We start from the raw sequence: 13773 nt of genomic DNA, 5'->3' as shown, positions 1-13773 counted from the left end.
CCGAGCCGCCGTGGCGGTGAACATACAACCGGAAGATGTACATGATTACGCGTTATATTTGTCTGCTTGCTCTGCTTGTCTTTGGAACAGCCGTTCCGACTCAGGCCGCCGACCTGAAATCCATCCCGGATTCTTTGTATCCCGGGCTTGAATATTTGTTGACCATCCCCAAATCGAACTCGGACATCGAGGCCGATCAGCTGACCGAGATCATTTCCTTTGTCGCCTCCAGCGCGGCGGAGAGCAGCATGTCCATGCAGGACCGGGAAAAGGCCTCGGGGGCCTTTTATGCCTTCAGCCTGCGGGGGGATCTGTCCCGCGTGGTGGACTATGTCTACAATCCGGACATTCCTGTTTACGTGACCATGCCTTCTTCCGTCCGCGACCAGGAGTGGCTGGACCCGGCCACCAAGGATGCCCTGAGGCTGCTTCCCAAGGCGCTCGATCGTGGGGAGACATTGCTTGTGCGTGGCACCGAGCGGGAGATCATCACCCCCGACGCCAACACGGGCGGATATTATTCCTATAATCAGGACCGCGCCGTGGCGGTGTTTCAAGGCCCCACCGGGCCCGTGCTGATTTCCGTGGGCTGCCAGACCGAACCTTCCGAGATCGGTCGCAAGGGCTGCGTGGTCGGCGAGGACTCCGACTGGAACTATCTGTATTCCAACGAGAAGGGTCTGAACAAGACCGGCCTTGGCTGGGTCGATTCCTACATGTACAATGCCCATTCCATCATTGTGTTCGTGTCGGACACATCCACCGGAACCATTCGCGTCGGGTCTTTCAAATGGCTCAACGCCGGCTGGGCCAAGATGAACATGGTCAAGCAGAGCCACATCATCAACGGCATCAAACGGTTCACGGCGGATTTCAAAGGTGTGCTCGAATCCACCCGGCTGCCCGCCGCGCAGGAGCTGGCCGCCATGTACCGGGAGCTCAAGTCCGACAGTGTCGAGGCACTCCGCCAGATGGTGGCTCCGTATCTGACCGCCATCGAGGATTCCGGAACCTTGTCCTCGTCATTCAAGAAGCTGCTGGCCTCGGGTCAGTATTTGCAGAACATGAACCGGCAGGAGCTGGTCAAGGTTCTGCTGAAGGAATTTCTGAAACAGCGTCTTGGCCGGGAGAGCCTCATTCGGGTTGCCCAGGTCGGACAGCATTGGACGCCGCAGCCTTGAGGCGCGTGGCGTTTTGACGTGCCCGCTCACGCGAGCGGGCTTGCGGGAGCCCCCATGCCGAGCATCGTGATCTTTTCGGTCAGTCGTGCAGCAGGTTTTTGCAGTGCCGCTGCGCATTGGCGGCAGAACTGGTCGGTTCCGGGACGGCCGCGATGAGCCGGGCTGCCGAAGACGCCAGAAAGCGTGCGCGCGATATCCGGGACGAAGCCCTGGCCAAGCATGCCGAACGTGACCGGGCTTCGCTCATGGCCGTGCGCGCCGAACTTGTCGAACTCAAGGCCATGGTCGCCGGGCAGCAGGAACAGCTTGCCCGGCTGACCGGCATGATCTCCGAACTGACCGCCGTCCTTGCCCACCCGGATGCGCAGGGCCGCGCCAATCCATCTCTGCCTCGTCCTCTTTCCGCCCGTAAACGCGCGGCTTTGGAACGCATCCGCGAGTTGCGCGAGCAGGACCACTCTTTTTCCCGGATTTGCGACATTTTCCAGGCCGAGGGCCAGCCGACGCTGTCCGGTCAGGGACAGTGGTCCAAGGGCACTTTGTGGAACCTCTGGAAAAATCACGCCCACCAACTGGATATGCCCCGATCTTGACCGGTCACGCGCCTGCGTGCTCGGATTCGGCGTGCTTCCCTGAACAGGTTTTTTTGCGTACCTTCACGCTGTTGTCGTTTGCCTCGGGATTCATCCCGCTTTCAGTCGGGACGGACGCGAAGCGGAATCATGCGCCCCGTTCATCCGTCATGACCACAAATGGAGCCGCCATGAGTACGGAATTTCTGTCCGATGAGGGTGATGTTTGTTTTGATCAGACACGCCGTTTCGAAATTTTGCGTGAGATTTTCGACAGCCTGAGCGAACACGTGGCAGTGCTTGACCGTGACGGCTGCATTGTCGACACAAACCGCAGCTGGCAACGTTTCGCGGTCGAGAACAGCACGCCGGACAAATGCCGCCTGCAAGGCGAGAATTACATAGAAGTCTGCGACTCCTCCATGGGTGCGGCCGCCAGAGAGGCACGGCAGGCCGCGGACGGGATCAGGGGCGTGCTTTCCGGGGAAATCCCCGAATTCAGCCTTGAATATCCATGCCACGCGCCTGCGGAAAAGCGCTGGTTTCTGATGACGGTCACGCCTCTTGTCAGCCATGGCTCCATCGACGGAGCCGTTGTCTCCCACATCCAGATCACGGCCCGCAAGCTGGCCGAAGCCGCGCTGATCCGATACGAGCGCGCCATTGCATCCTCCTCGTCCCTGGTAAGCATCATCGATCTTGATTTCGTCTACCGGCTGGTCAACGACAGCTATCTCAGGGTGCATGGGAAAAAGCGCGATGAGATCGAGGGACGCAAGGTTGCCGAAATAGTGGGGCAGGACGTTTTCGACAAGTATGTCGGACCGAAGCTCGCGCGCTGTTTTGCCGGGGAAACCGTGGAGTACGAGGCCTGGTTCGATACGAACCGGGCGGACAGGCGCTGCTACGCGGTGACATATTATCCCTACCGCGAAAGAGACGAAAGCATATCCGGGGCCGTGGTCACGGCCACGGATATCACCGAAGCCAAGCAGATGCAGGACGAAATCGCAAACAGCGCCCGCCGCCTTTCGGAAGCGCAGCGGCTGGCCAAGGTCGGCAGTTTTGAAAAGGACTACCTGCACGGGAAGAAGAACTGGTCCGATGAGTTCTGCCGCATCCTCGGGTATTCGCCGGAGGCGGTCGATCCGGATTTCAACCTGTTCATGCATCATCTCCATCCCGACGACGAACCCGATTTCCGGGAAAATTTTGAAGAGGCCCAGGCCACGGGGCATGAATTCACGACCGAGCTGCGCATCCGCACCGTTCAGGGCGAGGAACGGCACGTCAGTCTGGTCTGCGGTTTCGATCTGCTGGAGGACGGCAGCATGTTCCGCTTGCACGGAGCCATGGCCGACGTGACCGATCGCCGGCTGGCGGAGCTGCGCCTGGAGCATCTGGCCAACACGGACGAACTGACCGGCCTGCCCAATCGCAGGCACTTCCTGGAGTGCGTGCGTGCAGAGATGATCCGCTCCAGGCGTTTTGGGAAAAGCCTGTGCGTGGCCATGATCGACATCGACGATTTCAAGAAGGTCAACGACACCCACGGGCATGGCGTCGGGGATCTGGCCTTGAAGCACGTGGCCCAAACCATCAATGGCCTGCGCAGGGCCGTGGACGTGGCCGGGCGCCTCGGGGGAGAGGAATTTTGCATCATGTTTCCCGAGGCGGGGCTTGAGGCTGGAGCCGTAGCGGCGGAGCGCGTGCGCAGAGGCCTTGCCGATTCGGTTCTCGAACATGAGGGTCTGCGCCTGCGGCTTACGGTCAGCATCGGGCTGGCGGAATATTCGGCGGGCGAGAGTCTGGATGAGCTTTTGAAACGCAGCGACGAGGCTCTTTACGAAGCCAAGCGCACCGGCAAGAACCGGATCTGTTCCCGGGTGGCGGCCGCAGACCGGGCATGAAGCATGACCGATCCGGCCTCGTGGCAGGATCGGTCATGTGATAATGCGGGTTATCGGAACAGGCGCAGCAGGTCCGGCATGAACGTGGGCACGGACCATCCCGGGACATAGCGGTTCAGGGTTTCAAGGATCGCGACCAGCAGCATGCTCGCGTGCGCAAGCGAGAGAACGGCCGCTCCGACCATCGAAACCTTGAAGCGCATGGGGTTTTCACTGACGGTGACAAGGAGCGAGAGGAGCATGGCCAGTCCCAGGCAGGCCGCGCTGGCCAGACCGGCGTTGAAGATCTGGGGCAGGTGCAGATTGAAGACCCCTTTGAGGCTTGCATAGAGCCAGACCATCACCGCAAGGACAATGAGGCCGCAGACCAGATGCCATTTGGCCAGAAAGGGCGCGGCAAAACGGTAATAATCCCGGCCCCAGTCGTCGGCGTCCCGGCGCAGCAGCAGGTAGCACAGGCCAACGGCCGCCGCCAGGCATAGCGACAGCGGTAGCCACAGCGCCATCAACGGCCACAGCGCCGATCCCCACGGTGGCAGAAACGCCGGAGATTCAAGGTTGACACCCCGGAAGTAAAGCAGTCCCAATCCCGCCAGCGCCCAGTAACCATATTTGATGGGAATATTGGCCACGCACCCAAGCAGAAAGTGGATGAGCTTGCGTTCCCTGGCGAACTTCCAGCCCAGATCGTAGCCGACCAGGGCCAAGCTTCCGAAGAAAGGCAGGGCCAATGCGGCGATCAGCAGCAGGCTGTTGCCTGTCACGAATTCGGATTGTCGAAGCGGGTGAGAGGACAGAAGCGCCAAGCAGGCTGCTACGACAACCCAGAAAAGTGCATGTCCGCCAAGGGCCAGTCTCGACATTTGCCTGGCCGCGCGGGCGGGAAAAGGTTTGCCGGAAACGAGCCCGATGAGTTCGCTGACCAGGGCGATGGGCGGAGCGCCCCAGAAAAGGGCGGCCAGGAGCAGGGGCAAGGGAAGCAGGGCAAATGCCCACAGGGGGAGTATGAGCGCCATGGGGACCTCGTGCGCGGTGTCGTTTTTTTTATGCAGTTGTCCGGTCATTTTCTCGGGTTCGGCCGCAAGACGACAGGTTGATGGGGGCAAGAGCCCCGGGTTCAAGCGTCGGAATGGGTACGACTGAGGGCCGACCGGACTGGTCGAATGGGGGCTTTCTGCCCCAAAAGAGCGCAAGAGGCAAGGCGGCGCCACCCTTGAAAATTGGCGGGTTCTCTCCTATGCCAATGAAGAAATGAGGGAGACAACGGTGACTAATCCATGAGATCGACGCTGGCCTTTGTGATCGGAATGCTTGTCGGCATTCTGCTTTCCTGGGCAAGCGGTCCCGTGCTCATGCATTTTGCCCGTGACTGGCCGGGCTTTAACCTTGCGGATATGCCCGCCAGCATTGTCGCCGGTCTCAAGACCATGCAGGACGGGCGCGCACCCGTCGGCAGGCCTTCCGCATCCGTCCTGCGCGTACCGGTGACGCGCAAGCTGCGCATGGCAAGATCAGGCGTGATCTTGGGACGGGAGGTCGCCATCCCCTCGAATGCGACCGTCGCGCGATTTTCAGTCGTGCCGCACGCTTACCCGGCCTCCTCTACAGTCGCCATCAACGCTTCCGCCGACAGCGATTCAAATTCTTCCGCCGCATCCGGACCCGGACCCGTTCATGTCGCCAGGGGCGCGCACGAATCATCGGTATCAGGGCCGGACATTTTTCAACCCGGACCGGGCGCTTCCGGACTGGGCGCTTCCGGACCGGAGGTTCCCGCAGCGGATGTTTCCCCTGCGAAGGTTTCGGACCCGGGTGCCTCCGCCCCCGGGCAGGCACCTGGCGTTTCGCCTAGTGTCCTGAAAAAGAAGACCGCGCCGGAAACTTCGCCCGACGAGGATTACGCCCGGGCCTTAAAGAGCTACCAGAACGGCCGTCATGCCCCGGCGCGGGAGCTGTTTGCCGCGTTCATGCGGAAGTTCCCCAGCCACAGGCTTATTCCCAACGCCCTCTACTGGACCGGTGAGACGTGGTACGCTCAAGGCCGCTACGATCGCGCCATGGAATTCTTCGCGCGGGTCGTGCGGGACCACCCCCGTCATGCCAAAAGCGCGGACGCGCTGCTCAAACTGGCCTATTCGGAGCTGCGCCAAGGCCGTCCCGCACAGGCCGGAGCTTATCTGCAGCAGCTGGAGTCCCGTTATCCCGATTCCCCGGCATCCCGCCTTGGCAGGCAGGCGCGGGGCAGGATTCAGGGCTGCAACGAGCCCAACGCGGTGGCGCTGGCCCGTGGATGAATTCGGCGCCAGCCTGGCCCTGCGCCACACCAGCGGTCTTGGGCCGCGCACCTGGAAACGCCTTTTGGTGCATTACGGCGACGCCCTCGCCGCCGTTTCGGATTTTTCATCCTGGACGGCGCGCGGTCTGGTTTCGGCCCGGGTGCAGGCCGAGTTTGCCCGGGGCAGCTGGCGCGAGAAGGCCGAGGCCGAGCGACGCAGGGTGGAAAGCTTCGGTTTTTCAACTGTTTTCCTTGGCCACGGTGCCTATCCCGAGCTGCTCCGCGAGATCCCCGATCCGCCTCTTTTTCTGTATTATCTCGGCGACCCGACCCTGCTGAACCGCCCTTGCGTGGCCGTGGTCGGTTCCCGGGCCGCCTCGCGTTATGGCCTGGACATGGCCGAGAGCATTTCGGCATCCTTGAGCGCGGCCGGGATTTGCGTGGTATCGGGCTTTGCCCAGGGCATCGACCGCGCCGCACATCAGGGCGCGCTGCGCGGAGTGGGCGGGACCATCGCCGTATTGGGCACGGGGCTTGATCTCGTGTATCCGGCCTCCAACACCGATTTGTGGAAACAGGTCTCCGCTCACGGGCTCATCGTCAGCGAGTTCGCACCGGGGACCAGACCCGAGGGCATGAATTTTCCGCACCGCAATCGCATTGTCAGCGGCCTTTCCCTGGGTGTATTGGTGGTCGAAGGCGCGCTTGGCAGTGGCAGCCTGATCACCGCCGAACTGGCCGTGGCCCAGAATCGCGATGTTTTCGCCCTGCCAGGTCCGGCCAACCTGAAAACCCATCAGGGCTGCCATCAGCTCATCCGCCAGGGCGCCTGCCTCGTGCAGAGCGGGGAGGACATCCTGCGGGAATTGCAGCCTCGGCTGGGAGCTCTTGCAGTGCCGGATGCACCTGTCCCCGGGCCCCGGCCTCGTGTACCGGAAGATCCGGAGCAGCGAGTCGTGCATCGTCTTCTTGAAGGTGGCGAACCCCTGCATGTCGACACACTGGTTCGCCGGACGGGCTGGGCGGCCGGCAAGGTCAGTTCCACGCTCCTTTTCATGGAACTTCAAGGGATTGTGAAGCAGCTTCCGGGCATGTACTATGCCCTTGCAACGTGACCGCAAAGATCATCTGGAGAAGAATATGCAAAAAATACCCCTGCAGCTGGCCAAACCGGAAATGGTTCTGGCCAAGCCCGTGACCCGGGAAAACGGGATGGTGCTCATCGCCGCAGGTACGGTTTTGACGGCGGGGCTGATCACCAAGCTGGACAACATGGGCGTGGAACTGCTCGTGGTCGAGGGCGAGACCCTGGAAATGGGCGGCGGGTGCAGCGAGGAAGTGCTCGCCAAAAAGCGCGAAAGGCTTGACCATCTTTTTCGGAAGTTTACGGACGACAAGTACATGCAGCAGGTCAAGCAGGTCATTTCCGACTATTATGCACGTCAGTGCGCCCTGGCCGCGGCGGCCCAGGCGGCAAGGGAAGAGGGACAATAATATGGAAGAAGATCTGCGTACCAAACAAAAGGGCGCCATTCTGGCCGTCAAGGATCTGCCGACCCTGCCCGGAGTGCTGCAGGAGGTGGCGGTCCTGGTCGAGAACCCCAATTCGTCCACGGACCAGATAAGCAAGGCCATTTCCAAGGACCAGGTCCTCTCGGCCAAGGTTCTGAAAATGGTCAATTCGCCCATCTACGGCTTCCCCGGACGCATCGGTTCCATCCAGCACGCCCTGGTCCTGCTCGGTTTCAATGTCATCAAGGGCATCATCATCTCGACCTCGGTCTTCGACGTCATGAACGAGAACATGAAGGGCCTCTGGGAGCACAGCCTCGGCTGCGCCCTGGCAAGTTCGGCCATCGCCCGCGCCATCGGCTGCAAGGACCCGGAGGAATACGCGGTGGCCGGCCTGCTGCACGACATCGGCAAGGTCGTGGCCGCGGTGCAGCTCCCGGAAAGCCGGGCGGCCATCGACGCGCTTGTCCTTGAGAAGGACATCTCCTATCGCCAGGCCGAGAGCGAGGTGCTGGGGTTCGCCCACGACCGCATCAATCTGTGGCTGTGCAACTACTGGAATCTGCCCGCGAACCTGAAGGAGGGGCTCTCCTATCATCACCGGCCCATGTCGGCCACGCTCTACCCGAAGATTGCGCAGGTGGTGCATGTGGGGAATTTTCTGGCGCGGCTCTTTGGTGTTGGCAACGGGGGCGACAATCAGGTCAGCGCCCTCGACGAGGGGGTGCTTGAGGCTCTTGAGATCACTCCGGAGGTGCTTTTCAAGATCATGGACGGCCTGGAACGCGAATTCGTGGATTTGGCGTAGGAGTCCCGCATCATGAAGGACGGCAAGCATTTTTTTCTGGTCACCTCCGACGCCAAGCTCGAAGGCAGCCTGCGAGCCCTTTGGCCCGAGGAGGAGGTCAAGTGGACCTGTTTTGCCCGGGGCTCGTCGGCGCTGGAATTTCTTTTCAGCGAGCCGCCGGATCTTTTGGTCGTGGACGAGCAGTTGCCGGACCTTGCCGGAGTGGATCTGGTCCGGCTGATCAAGGGCGAGAACGTCTATCGTCAGCTGCCGGTGGTGCTTTGCCTGGCCAGCGAGGATCTGGCCGAACTTCAGGATTTCAGTACGCTGGAGATCGACGATTTTCTGGTCAAGCCGTTTTCGCCGCCCATCGCCAAGGGCCGTCTCATCCTGGCCTACCACCGCTCCACCCGGGAACTCGACGCCAGCCCGCTGACCAAGCTGCCCGGAAACACGTCCATAATCCACAGAATCCAGGATCTCATCGACCGGCAGGAGGACTTCGCCCTGGCCTACATCGACCTGGATCACTTCAAGTCCTTCAACGACAAGTACGGCTTTTCACGGGGCGACGAGGTCCTGCTCATGACCGCGCGGGTCATCGTCAATTCCATCCGGGGCTTCATGGGGGCGAACACGTTCGTGGGTCATGTGGGCGGGGATGACTTCGTCTTCATCGTGCCGCGGGAAAAGGCCGAGAGTGCCTGCCAGCAGGTTATCGACAATTTCGATTCCATCGTGCCCCATTTCTACGACCAGGAGGACCGCGCGCGCGGGGCCATCCATTCTCTCGACCGCAAGGGCAAGGAACAGGTTTTCCCGCTTATGGCCATCTCCATCGCCGTGGTCCTGAATCGCGGCGGCAAGCTCAAGCACTTTGGCGAGGCTTCCCAGATCGCCATGAACCTGAAGAAGGAAGCCAAAAAGAACCCCAAGAGTTGCTATGTCATGGACAAACGGGCCAGCGCCTGATCCTGTCGCCCTTTTTCTGCTGCATCTGGACGCCCAGCGCGGATACTCCCAGGCCACCGTGGCCGCCTACGGGACCGATCTTGAGGGCGCGCACCTCTTCCTGGCGCGCCGGAGCAAGGGCTTCGATGCCCCGGCAGCGGTGACCAAGGCGGACATCACCGCATATCTGGCCGATCTGCACCGGCGTGGTCTCGCCAAGTCGAGCGTCTGTCGCAAGCTCTCGGCCCTGCGGGCCTTTTACCGTTTTTTGCGCCAGCGCAAGATGGTCGTGGAAGATCCCTGCGCCGCCCTGGCCAATCCCAAGCTGCCCAAGGTCCACCCCAAGGTCCTCAATGTCGATCAGGCCATTCATCTGGTCGAGACCGAAACCACCCTTGATCCCGAAAGCCTGCGCGATCTCGCCCTGCTTGAGGTGCTCTACGGTTCGGGGCTGCGCGTCAGCGAGGCTCTCGGACTTGATTTCGCCCATGTGGATCTGGATCAGAAGCTGGTGCGGGTGCTGGGCAAGGGCAGGAAGGAGCGCATCGTGCCTCTGACCGGCCCGGCGGCGGAGCGGCTGGGGCGATACATCGAGCAGCGCGGGGCCTTTGGCCCGGCGCCCCGGGAGCAGGCCATCTTTCTGGGCAAGCGGGGCGGGCGGCTGACGCGCAAGCAGGCGGATCGCATCGTCAAGGCGATGGCCGTGCGCAGCGGGGCCCCCTGCTCGATAAGCCCCCACACCCTGCGCCACAGCTTCGCTTCGCACATGCTCCAGGCCGGAGCCGATCTGCGCAGCGTGCAGGAACTCCTCGGCCATTCCCGCATCTCCACCACCCAGCGCTACACTCACCTCGATCTTGCCCAGGTCATGCGCGTCTACGACGCTTCCCACCCCCTGGCCGCGAAGAAGGACGAAATCCCCGATTCGTGACGGCTTCTCGCGGATGGAGCGGACGGCGGCCATCGTGTCCCGGAAGAACTTCAGCCTCGGGACTGCGCGATGATTCTCGCCGCCATCTCCGCCGCTTTTCCGGTGAATCGGGTGCAGCGCAGGACGAAGCCCTGCTTCGTGAACATGGCCTGTCCCTCAGGCGTGCCCAGGTCGCAGCCATCCAGAAGGGTTCTGCAGTCCCGGCCGCCGAACTCCTTCTCGAATTCGTCCACAAGACGACGGGTTGCCGCGTAGGCAGGCTCGACCGAGTCGGTCTTCGAGGTCCGTCCGAGTACAAGGCTTACGGCCAGAATGGCCCCGGTCAGCGCGCCGCACGGCCCGCATGTCCGTGACAGACCGCTGCACAAGGCGGTAGCCATCTTGGCCGGAAGGTCGGATTCGACGCCCTGAAACCTTGCAACGGCCAGGACAACGCTTTCCGCGCAGTAATAGCCCGAGGCGAAGGCCTCCTCGGCGGATGTGCGCACTTCATGAAAAACTGAGGGTTCCATTTCCTGCTCCGATTTATTGCATCTGCTCAAGCCCGGTCACGGGCACGGTCAAATCGTTGCTCAGAACCCACAGCGCCAGCATATGGCGCAGGGTCAGGTCGGCCTGGGCGATGGCTTCCCGGTCCGCTTCGCGGCTTGCCATCTCCTGGATGGCAAGCATGTATTCCTTGGCGAGGGTGAATTCGGCGCAGATCTCGCGCACGAAATCCTCGTAGAGGTCGGGTTCTTCCTGAAAGAGCTGGTCGAGCACGCTCATGGTGCGGGTCAGGGAGAAAAGGGTGATGTCGGCAAGCTGAGGCATGTTGTGTCTCCATGAAAAGAGCCGGTCGCGGAGAATTCCGTAACCGGCTTGTAATGTTGTGGTGAAAATGAATTACAAACCGAGCTGACTCAAAAGATCGTCCACATCCGTCTGGGTACTGGCGTCCTGGGGGCCCTTGAGCTCCGTGGCCCGGGCCTTGGACATCTGGCGGATCTCCTCGACGGATTGCTCCGGGTTTTGTTCCATGGCTTTCATGGACAGACCCGTGGCCATGTAGAGTTCAAAGACCACCTTCTCGATCTGCTGCAGGGCGGCGACGATGCGCTTGATGCGCTGGCCGGTCAGATCCTGAAAGCTGAGCGTGGTCATGATTTCCATCAGGTCCGCGCCCAGGGCCTCGTTGCCGGCGCGCAGTTCCGCGATTTCCGGCCTGGCGGTTCCGTTCTCAAGGGAAGCGAGGAGCTGCATGGCGCGGTCGTTCATGTCCAGATGTTTTTCCACCAGCTCCATGATGCTGTCGGTGGCTTTTTCCGTGGTCTGCAGGATGGCGCCAAGCTGGGTCGATGCTTCGGAAAACATTTCGTCGGCCACCGGGGAGGCGGCCGCCTGGGCGGCCATCGGCAATTCGGCCGTGCCGGTCGCCGCGGAATTGATCTCCAGATAGATGGATTTGAGTCCTTCCTGCAGGTCCGTGCTTATGGAACGGTAGAATTCGCCTTCGGTCAGGGCCATGGTCAGGGCGCGGTTGATCTCTTCAGTCAGAGCCGCCGAGATGACCTCCCGGATGGTGCTTTCGGCCTTGGTCGTGATCCTGTCCAGCAGTTCCTGACTCAGCTGTTCTTTGTGCATGCCTTTTTTCCCGGGTTAGGATGAGGGGGCGAGGTGACGCTCCAGCAGTTGTTCGCGTTGCTTGGCCACTACGTATTGAATGATCTTTTCGCGCTCACAGTCGCGCATGTTCTTGAATTCCATGGCCCAGACCCGCTCTCCCTTGTTCTCTTCGGCCCTGAGGATTGTGCCTATGGTACCGGCCAGGTTCTGGGGCTGGTTGTTGAGCGCGATGACCACTTCCACGCCTTGTCCCAGTTCAAACTCCTGATCGGCGGAGAATCTGATGCCCGCGCCGCTGATGTCATGGATGAGCACGGGCACGGGGAAGTCTTCCTGCAGCGTCTGCTGGGTCAGGATGGAGAGGATGGCGCTCAGTTTTTCGTTCATGGCACGCAGGTAGTGCGCCAGGCCGTCGGGCAGGGCGGACTGCGCGGTCTCGGAGAGTCGCGGCATGGCTTCCGACTGGGTGCAGGCGAAAAGGGAGGTGAGTCGGCCCGTGGGCAGGATGCGCAGATATCCTTTCAGGGCCGTGTCGACTCGGGCGTAAGTGCGCTCTGGAACGTTCATGACTCCTCCTTTACCACGTATCCGGGTCGACCTCCATGATCATGGCCCGAACGGGACACACGGTGACGCACATGTTGCAGGCGGTGCACTTGTCCTGGTCGAAATCAACCAGTCGGGTTTCAAGATTGAGGTGCAGCGCCTTTGAAGGGCACAGGGCCGTGCACAGACCGCAGTGCATGCACGACTCCTCGTTGCGCGAGATTTCATGGGCCACCGGCGTGACCTTGATGCCCTGTTCCTGCAGATAGGTCACGCCCTGGCGGTAGTGTTCCCGGGTACCGGAAAGCTCCAGGATCATGTGCCCTTCGCGGCGTGGGTTGATGTTCGCCTGCAGAATGTTGAAGGTCAGGTCGAAGTGTTTGGCCAGATTGTACATCATGGGCTGGCCCGAGGACTCCGGGGGGAAACGCAGGCTGACGATGCGGCTGTATTCTTGAGTGGACATGGGTTTCCTTGCGCGGACCTAGTTGCTGCCCTTCAGATATGCCTGGGCGCGCTTGGCCTCGGCGGACTGGGGATGTTTCTTGATCAGGTCTTCAAGCACCAGTTTGCCGGCCTGGTCCTTTTTGAGCTTGAAGAAGGAGATGCCCTGCTTGAGGAGGGCGGCCGTGTACTTGTTGGACTTGCTGTGATCCTCGATGACCTTCTGGTAAGTTAGGACCGCGTTGGCGTAGTCCTGCATCTGGAAGAAACATTCTCCCTGCCAGAAGATGGCGTTGGGTACGAGGGGGTCCTTGGGGAATCCCTTGACGAACTCGGCCCATGTGGTCTGGGCCTGCTTGTACTTCATTGCATAAAAGCTCTCCAGGGCCTGCTGGTAAAGCTCCTGTCCCGGGACCTCGGCCTGCGGCTGGGTTTCGGGTTGCGTTTCGGGCCTGGTCTCCGGGGTTCCGATGACCGGGGCCGCAGGTTGTGTCGCAGGCTGCGTCACGGGTTGGGAAGCGTTGCCGGGAACTTCGGGCGTACCGGGATCGACGGGCGTCATGGTGCCAGGAAAACTGCCTGCGGGCGTGGACTGGGCCGGGGGCAGGGGGGGCATCTCGTCGAAGACGATGCCAAGCTGGGTGGCCATGAAGAGCGTCTTGCGTTCAAGATCGACGACCCTGGAGTTGAGCGAATCAACGGTCACCAGTCCACCGGCTGCCTCCTGCTGCATTTGCTGGGTCCGGTGCAAGTCGTCGACCTGGCCGGTCAGGGCCGCGAGCTGGCTGCGCAGGGCGTTCACTTCCGCCCAGTTGTTGGCCTGGGCGGGCTGGCTGCGCGCCAGTTCCGCTTCAAGCTGGGCGATGCGGTCCTGCTGCTTGATGCGCTCCTGTTCCTGCGAATAGACCTGACTGCGCAGGCGGTCGAAATCCGAGGTGGTGACACAGGCCGGAATTGTGCCCAGCAGAGCGGCCAGGGCTCCGGTGACCAGGATTTTCCTGCCAAGGGGAAAAGAAGACATGCGAACCTCTCTGTGGGTGCTGTTTTCGTCTGATTGGC

Annotated in this window: 16 protein-coding genes; 9 read left to right on the top strand and 7 right to left on the bottom strand. The window is 61.4% G+C overall.

The features are described 5' to 3' along the window. Positions 1 to 41 precede the first annotated feature (41 nt). The 3 genes from BMZ24_RS10530 to BMZ24_RS10520 all read left to right on the top strand — a co-directional run bounded on the left by BMZ24_RS10530 (position 42) and on the right by BMZ24_RS10520 (position 3663). The gene (locus BMZ24_RS10530) at positions 42 to 1181 is read left to right on the top strand and encodes a hypothetical protein (protein WP_092192041.1); all 1140 of its coding nucleotides are present in this window, start codon (positions 42 to 44) and stop codon (positions 1179 to 1181) included. Between the two features lie 98 nt (positions 1182 to 1279). Next, positions 1280 to 1774, top strand: coding sequence for a magnesium transporter CorA family protein (locus BMZ24_RS10525; RefSeq protein WP_143077881.1), 495 nt, complete (start codon positions 1280 to 1282; stop codon positions 1772 to 1774). A gap of 170 nt (positions 1775 to 1944) precedes the next feature. Next, a complete protein-coding gene (locus BMZ24_RS10520) occupies positions 1945 to 3663 on the top strand; it encodes a sensor domain-containing diguanylate cyclase (RefSeq protein WP_161949118.1) in 1719 nt (572 codons plus the stop codon). 50 nt (positions 3664 to 3713) lie between these two features. On the opposite strand, the gene BMZ24_RS10515 is transcribed toward BMZ24_RS10520, so the two are convergent. Then, positions 3714 to 4679: a hypothetical protein gene (locus BMZ24_RS10515; protein WP_143077880.1), complete on the bottom strand. Its 966-nt coding sequence runs from the start codon at positions 4677 to 4679 to the stop codon at positions 3714 to 3716. Positions 4680 to 4940: 261 nt separating this feature from the next. Here BMZ24_RS10515 and ybgF (BMZ24_RS10510) point away from each other — a divergent pair, with 261 nt between their 5' ends. From ybgF (BMZ24_RS10510) to BMZ24_RS10485, 6 genes are read left to right on the top strand one after another with little or no spacing between them, the layout of a single operon-like run. After that, on the top strand, positions 4941 to 5957 hold the full coding sequence (gene ybgF, locus BMZ24_RS10510) for a tol-pal system protein YbgF (RefSeq protein WP_092192033.1): 1017 nt from the start codon (positions 4941 to 4943) through the stop codon (positions 5955 to 5957). Next, positions 5950 to 7053 (top strand): DNA-processing protein DprA, encoded by a 1104-nt coding sequence (dprA, locus tag BMZ24_RS10505; protein WP_092192031.1) that lies wholly within the window; start codon positions 5950 to 5952, stop codon positions 7051 to 7053. Before ybgF (BMZ24_RS10510) ends, dprA begins: the two co-directional genes overlap by 8 nt. A 25-nt stretch (positions 7054 to 7078) precedes the next feature. Further along, a complete protein-coding gene (locus BMZ24_RS10500; RefSeq protein WP_092192029.1) occupies positions 7079 to 7432 on the top strand; it encodes a hypothetical protein in 354 nt (117 codons plus the stop codon). A 1-nt stretch (position 7433) separates the two neighbouring features. Further along, positions 7434 to 8258, top strand: a complete 825-nt coding sequence (locus tag BMZ24_RS10495) for an HDOD domain-containing protein (RefSeq protein WP_092192027.1) — start codon at positions 7434 to 7436, stop codon at positions 8256 to 8258. A 12-nt stretch (positions 8259 to 8270) separates the two neighbouring features. Then, a complete protein-coding gene (locus BMZ24_RS10490) occupies positions 8271 to 9209 on the top strand; it encodes a GGDEF domain-containing response regulator (RefSeq protein ID WP_092192025.1) in 939 nt (312 codons plus the stop codon). Further along, complete coding sequence (locus BMZ24_RS10485; RefSeq protein WP_092192023.1) at positions 9181 to 10119, top strand: tyrosine recombinase XerC; 939 nt, start codon at positions 9181 to 9183, stop codon at positions 10117 to 10119. The genes BMZ24_RS10490 and BMZ24_RS10485 overlap by 29 nt, the downstream gene beginning before the upstream one ends. A gap of 50 nt (positions 10120 to 10169) precedes the next feature. Here the strand turns inward: BMZ24_RS10485 and BMZ24_RS10480 are convergent, their stop codons facing one another. The 6 genes from BMZ24_RS10480 to ybgF (BMZ24_RS10455) form a co-directional block, all read right to left on the bottom strand. After that, the gene (locus BMZ24_RS10480; RefSeq protein WP_092192021.1) at positions 10170 to 10631 is read right to left on the bottom strand and encodes a C-GCAxxG-C-C family protein; all 462 of its coding nucleotides are present in this window, start codon (positions 10629 to 10631) and stop codon (positions 10170 to 10172) included. Between the two features lie 13 nt (positions 10632 to 10644). Further along, a complete protein-coding gene (locus BMZ24_RS10475) occupies positions 10645 to 10932 on the bottom strand; it encodes a hypothetical protein (RefSeq protein WP_092192019.1) in 288 nt (95 codons plus the stop codon). 72 nt (positions 10933 to 11004) lie between these two features. Beyond that, positions 11005 to 11742, bottom strand: a complete 738-nt coding sequence (locus BMZ24_RS10470; RefSeq protein WP_092192017.1) for a protein phosphatase CheZ — start codon at positions 11740 to 11742, stop codon at positions 11005 to 11007. A 15-nt stretch (positions 11743 to 11757) separates the two neighbouring features. After that, positions 11758 to 12291: a PilZ domain-containing protein gene (locus BMZ24_RS10465; protein ID WP_092192015.1), complete on the bottom strand. Its 534-nt coding sequence runs from the start codon at positions 12289 to 12291 to the stop codon at positions 11758 to 11760. Between the two features lie 10 nt (positions 12292 to 12301). Beyond that, complete coding sequence (locus tag BMZ24_RS10460; RefSeq protein ID WP_092192013.1) at positions 12302 to 12736, bottom strand: NIL domain-containing protein; 435 nt, start codon at positions 12734 to 12736, stop codon at positions 12302 to 12304. Between the two features lie 18 nt (positions 12737 to 12754). Further along, entirely contained in the window at positions 12755 to 13735 is a 981-nt protein-coding gene (gene ybgF, locus BMZ24_RS10455; RefSeq protein ID WP_092192011.1) for a tol-pal system protein YbgF, read from the bottom strand. Positions 13736 to 13773: the final 38 nt, after the last annotated feature.

The sequence above is a fragment of the Desulfomicrobium norvegicum genome (assembly GCF_900114595.1).
GTDB lineage: Bacteria > Desulfobacterota > Desulfovibrionia > Desulfovibrionales > Desulfomicrobiaceae > Desulfomicrobium > Desulfomicrobium macestii.
This window is presented reverse-complemented; position numbering and strand designations above follow the sequence as displayed.

Coding starts and splice junctions, on each gene's coding strand:
- BMZ24_RS10530 (WP_092192041.1), top strand. CDS start 42: ATGATTACGCGTTATATTTGTCTGCTTGCTCTGCTTGTCTTTGGAACA.
- BMZ24_RS10520 (WP_161949118.1), top strand. CDS start 1,945: ATGAGTACGGAATTTCTGTCCGATGAGGGTGATGTTTGTTTTGATCAG.
- BMZ24_RS10515 (WP_143077880.1), bottom strand. CDS start 4,679: ATGGCGCTCATACTCCCCCTGTGGGCATTTGCCCTGCTTCCCTTGCCC.
- ybgF (WP_092192033.1), top strand. CDS start 4,941: ATGAGATCGACGCTGGCCTTTGTGATCGGAATGCTTGTCGGCATTCTG.
- BMZ24_RS10500 (WP_092192029.1), top strand. CDS start 7,079: ATGCAAAAAATACCCCTGCAGCTGGCCAAACCGGAAATGGTTCTGGCC.
- BMZ24_RS10495 (WP_092192027.1), top strand. CDS start 7,434: ATGGAAGAAGATCTGCGTACCAAACAAAAGGGCGCCATTCTGGCCGTC.
- BMZ24_RS10490 (WP_092192025.1), top strand. CDS start 8,271: ATGAAGGACGGCAAGCATTTTTTTCTGGTCACCTCCGACGCCAAGCTC.
- BMZ24_RS10485 (WP_092192023.1), top strand. CDS start 9,181: ATGTCATGGACAAACGGGCCAGCGCCTGATCCTGTCGCCCTTTTTCTG.
- BMZ24_RS10480 (WP_092192021.1), bottom strand. CDS start 10,631: ATGGAACCCTCAGTTTTTCATGAAGTGCGCACATCCGCCGAGGAGGCC.
- BMZ24_RS10475 (WP_092192019.1), bottom strand. CDS start 10,932: ATGCCTCAGCTTGCCGACATCACCCTTTTCTCCCTGACCCGCACCATG.
- BMZ24_RS10470 (WP_092192017.1), bottom strand. CDS start 11,742: ATGCACAAAGAACAGCTGAGTCAGGAACTGCTGGACAGGATCACGACC.
- BMZ24_RS10465 (WP_092192015.1), bottom strand. CDS start 12,291: ATGAACGTTCCAGAGCGCACTTACGCCCGAGTCGACACGGCCCTGAAA.
- BMZ24_RS10460 (WP_092192013.1), bottom strand. CDS start 12,736: ATGTCCACTCAAGAATACAGCCGCATCGTCAGCCTGCGTTTCCCCCCG.
- ybgF (WP_092192011.1), bottom strand. CDS start 13,735: ATGTCTTCTTTTCCCCTTGGCAGGAAAATCCTGGTCACCGGAGCCCTG.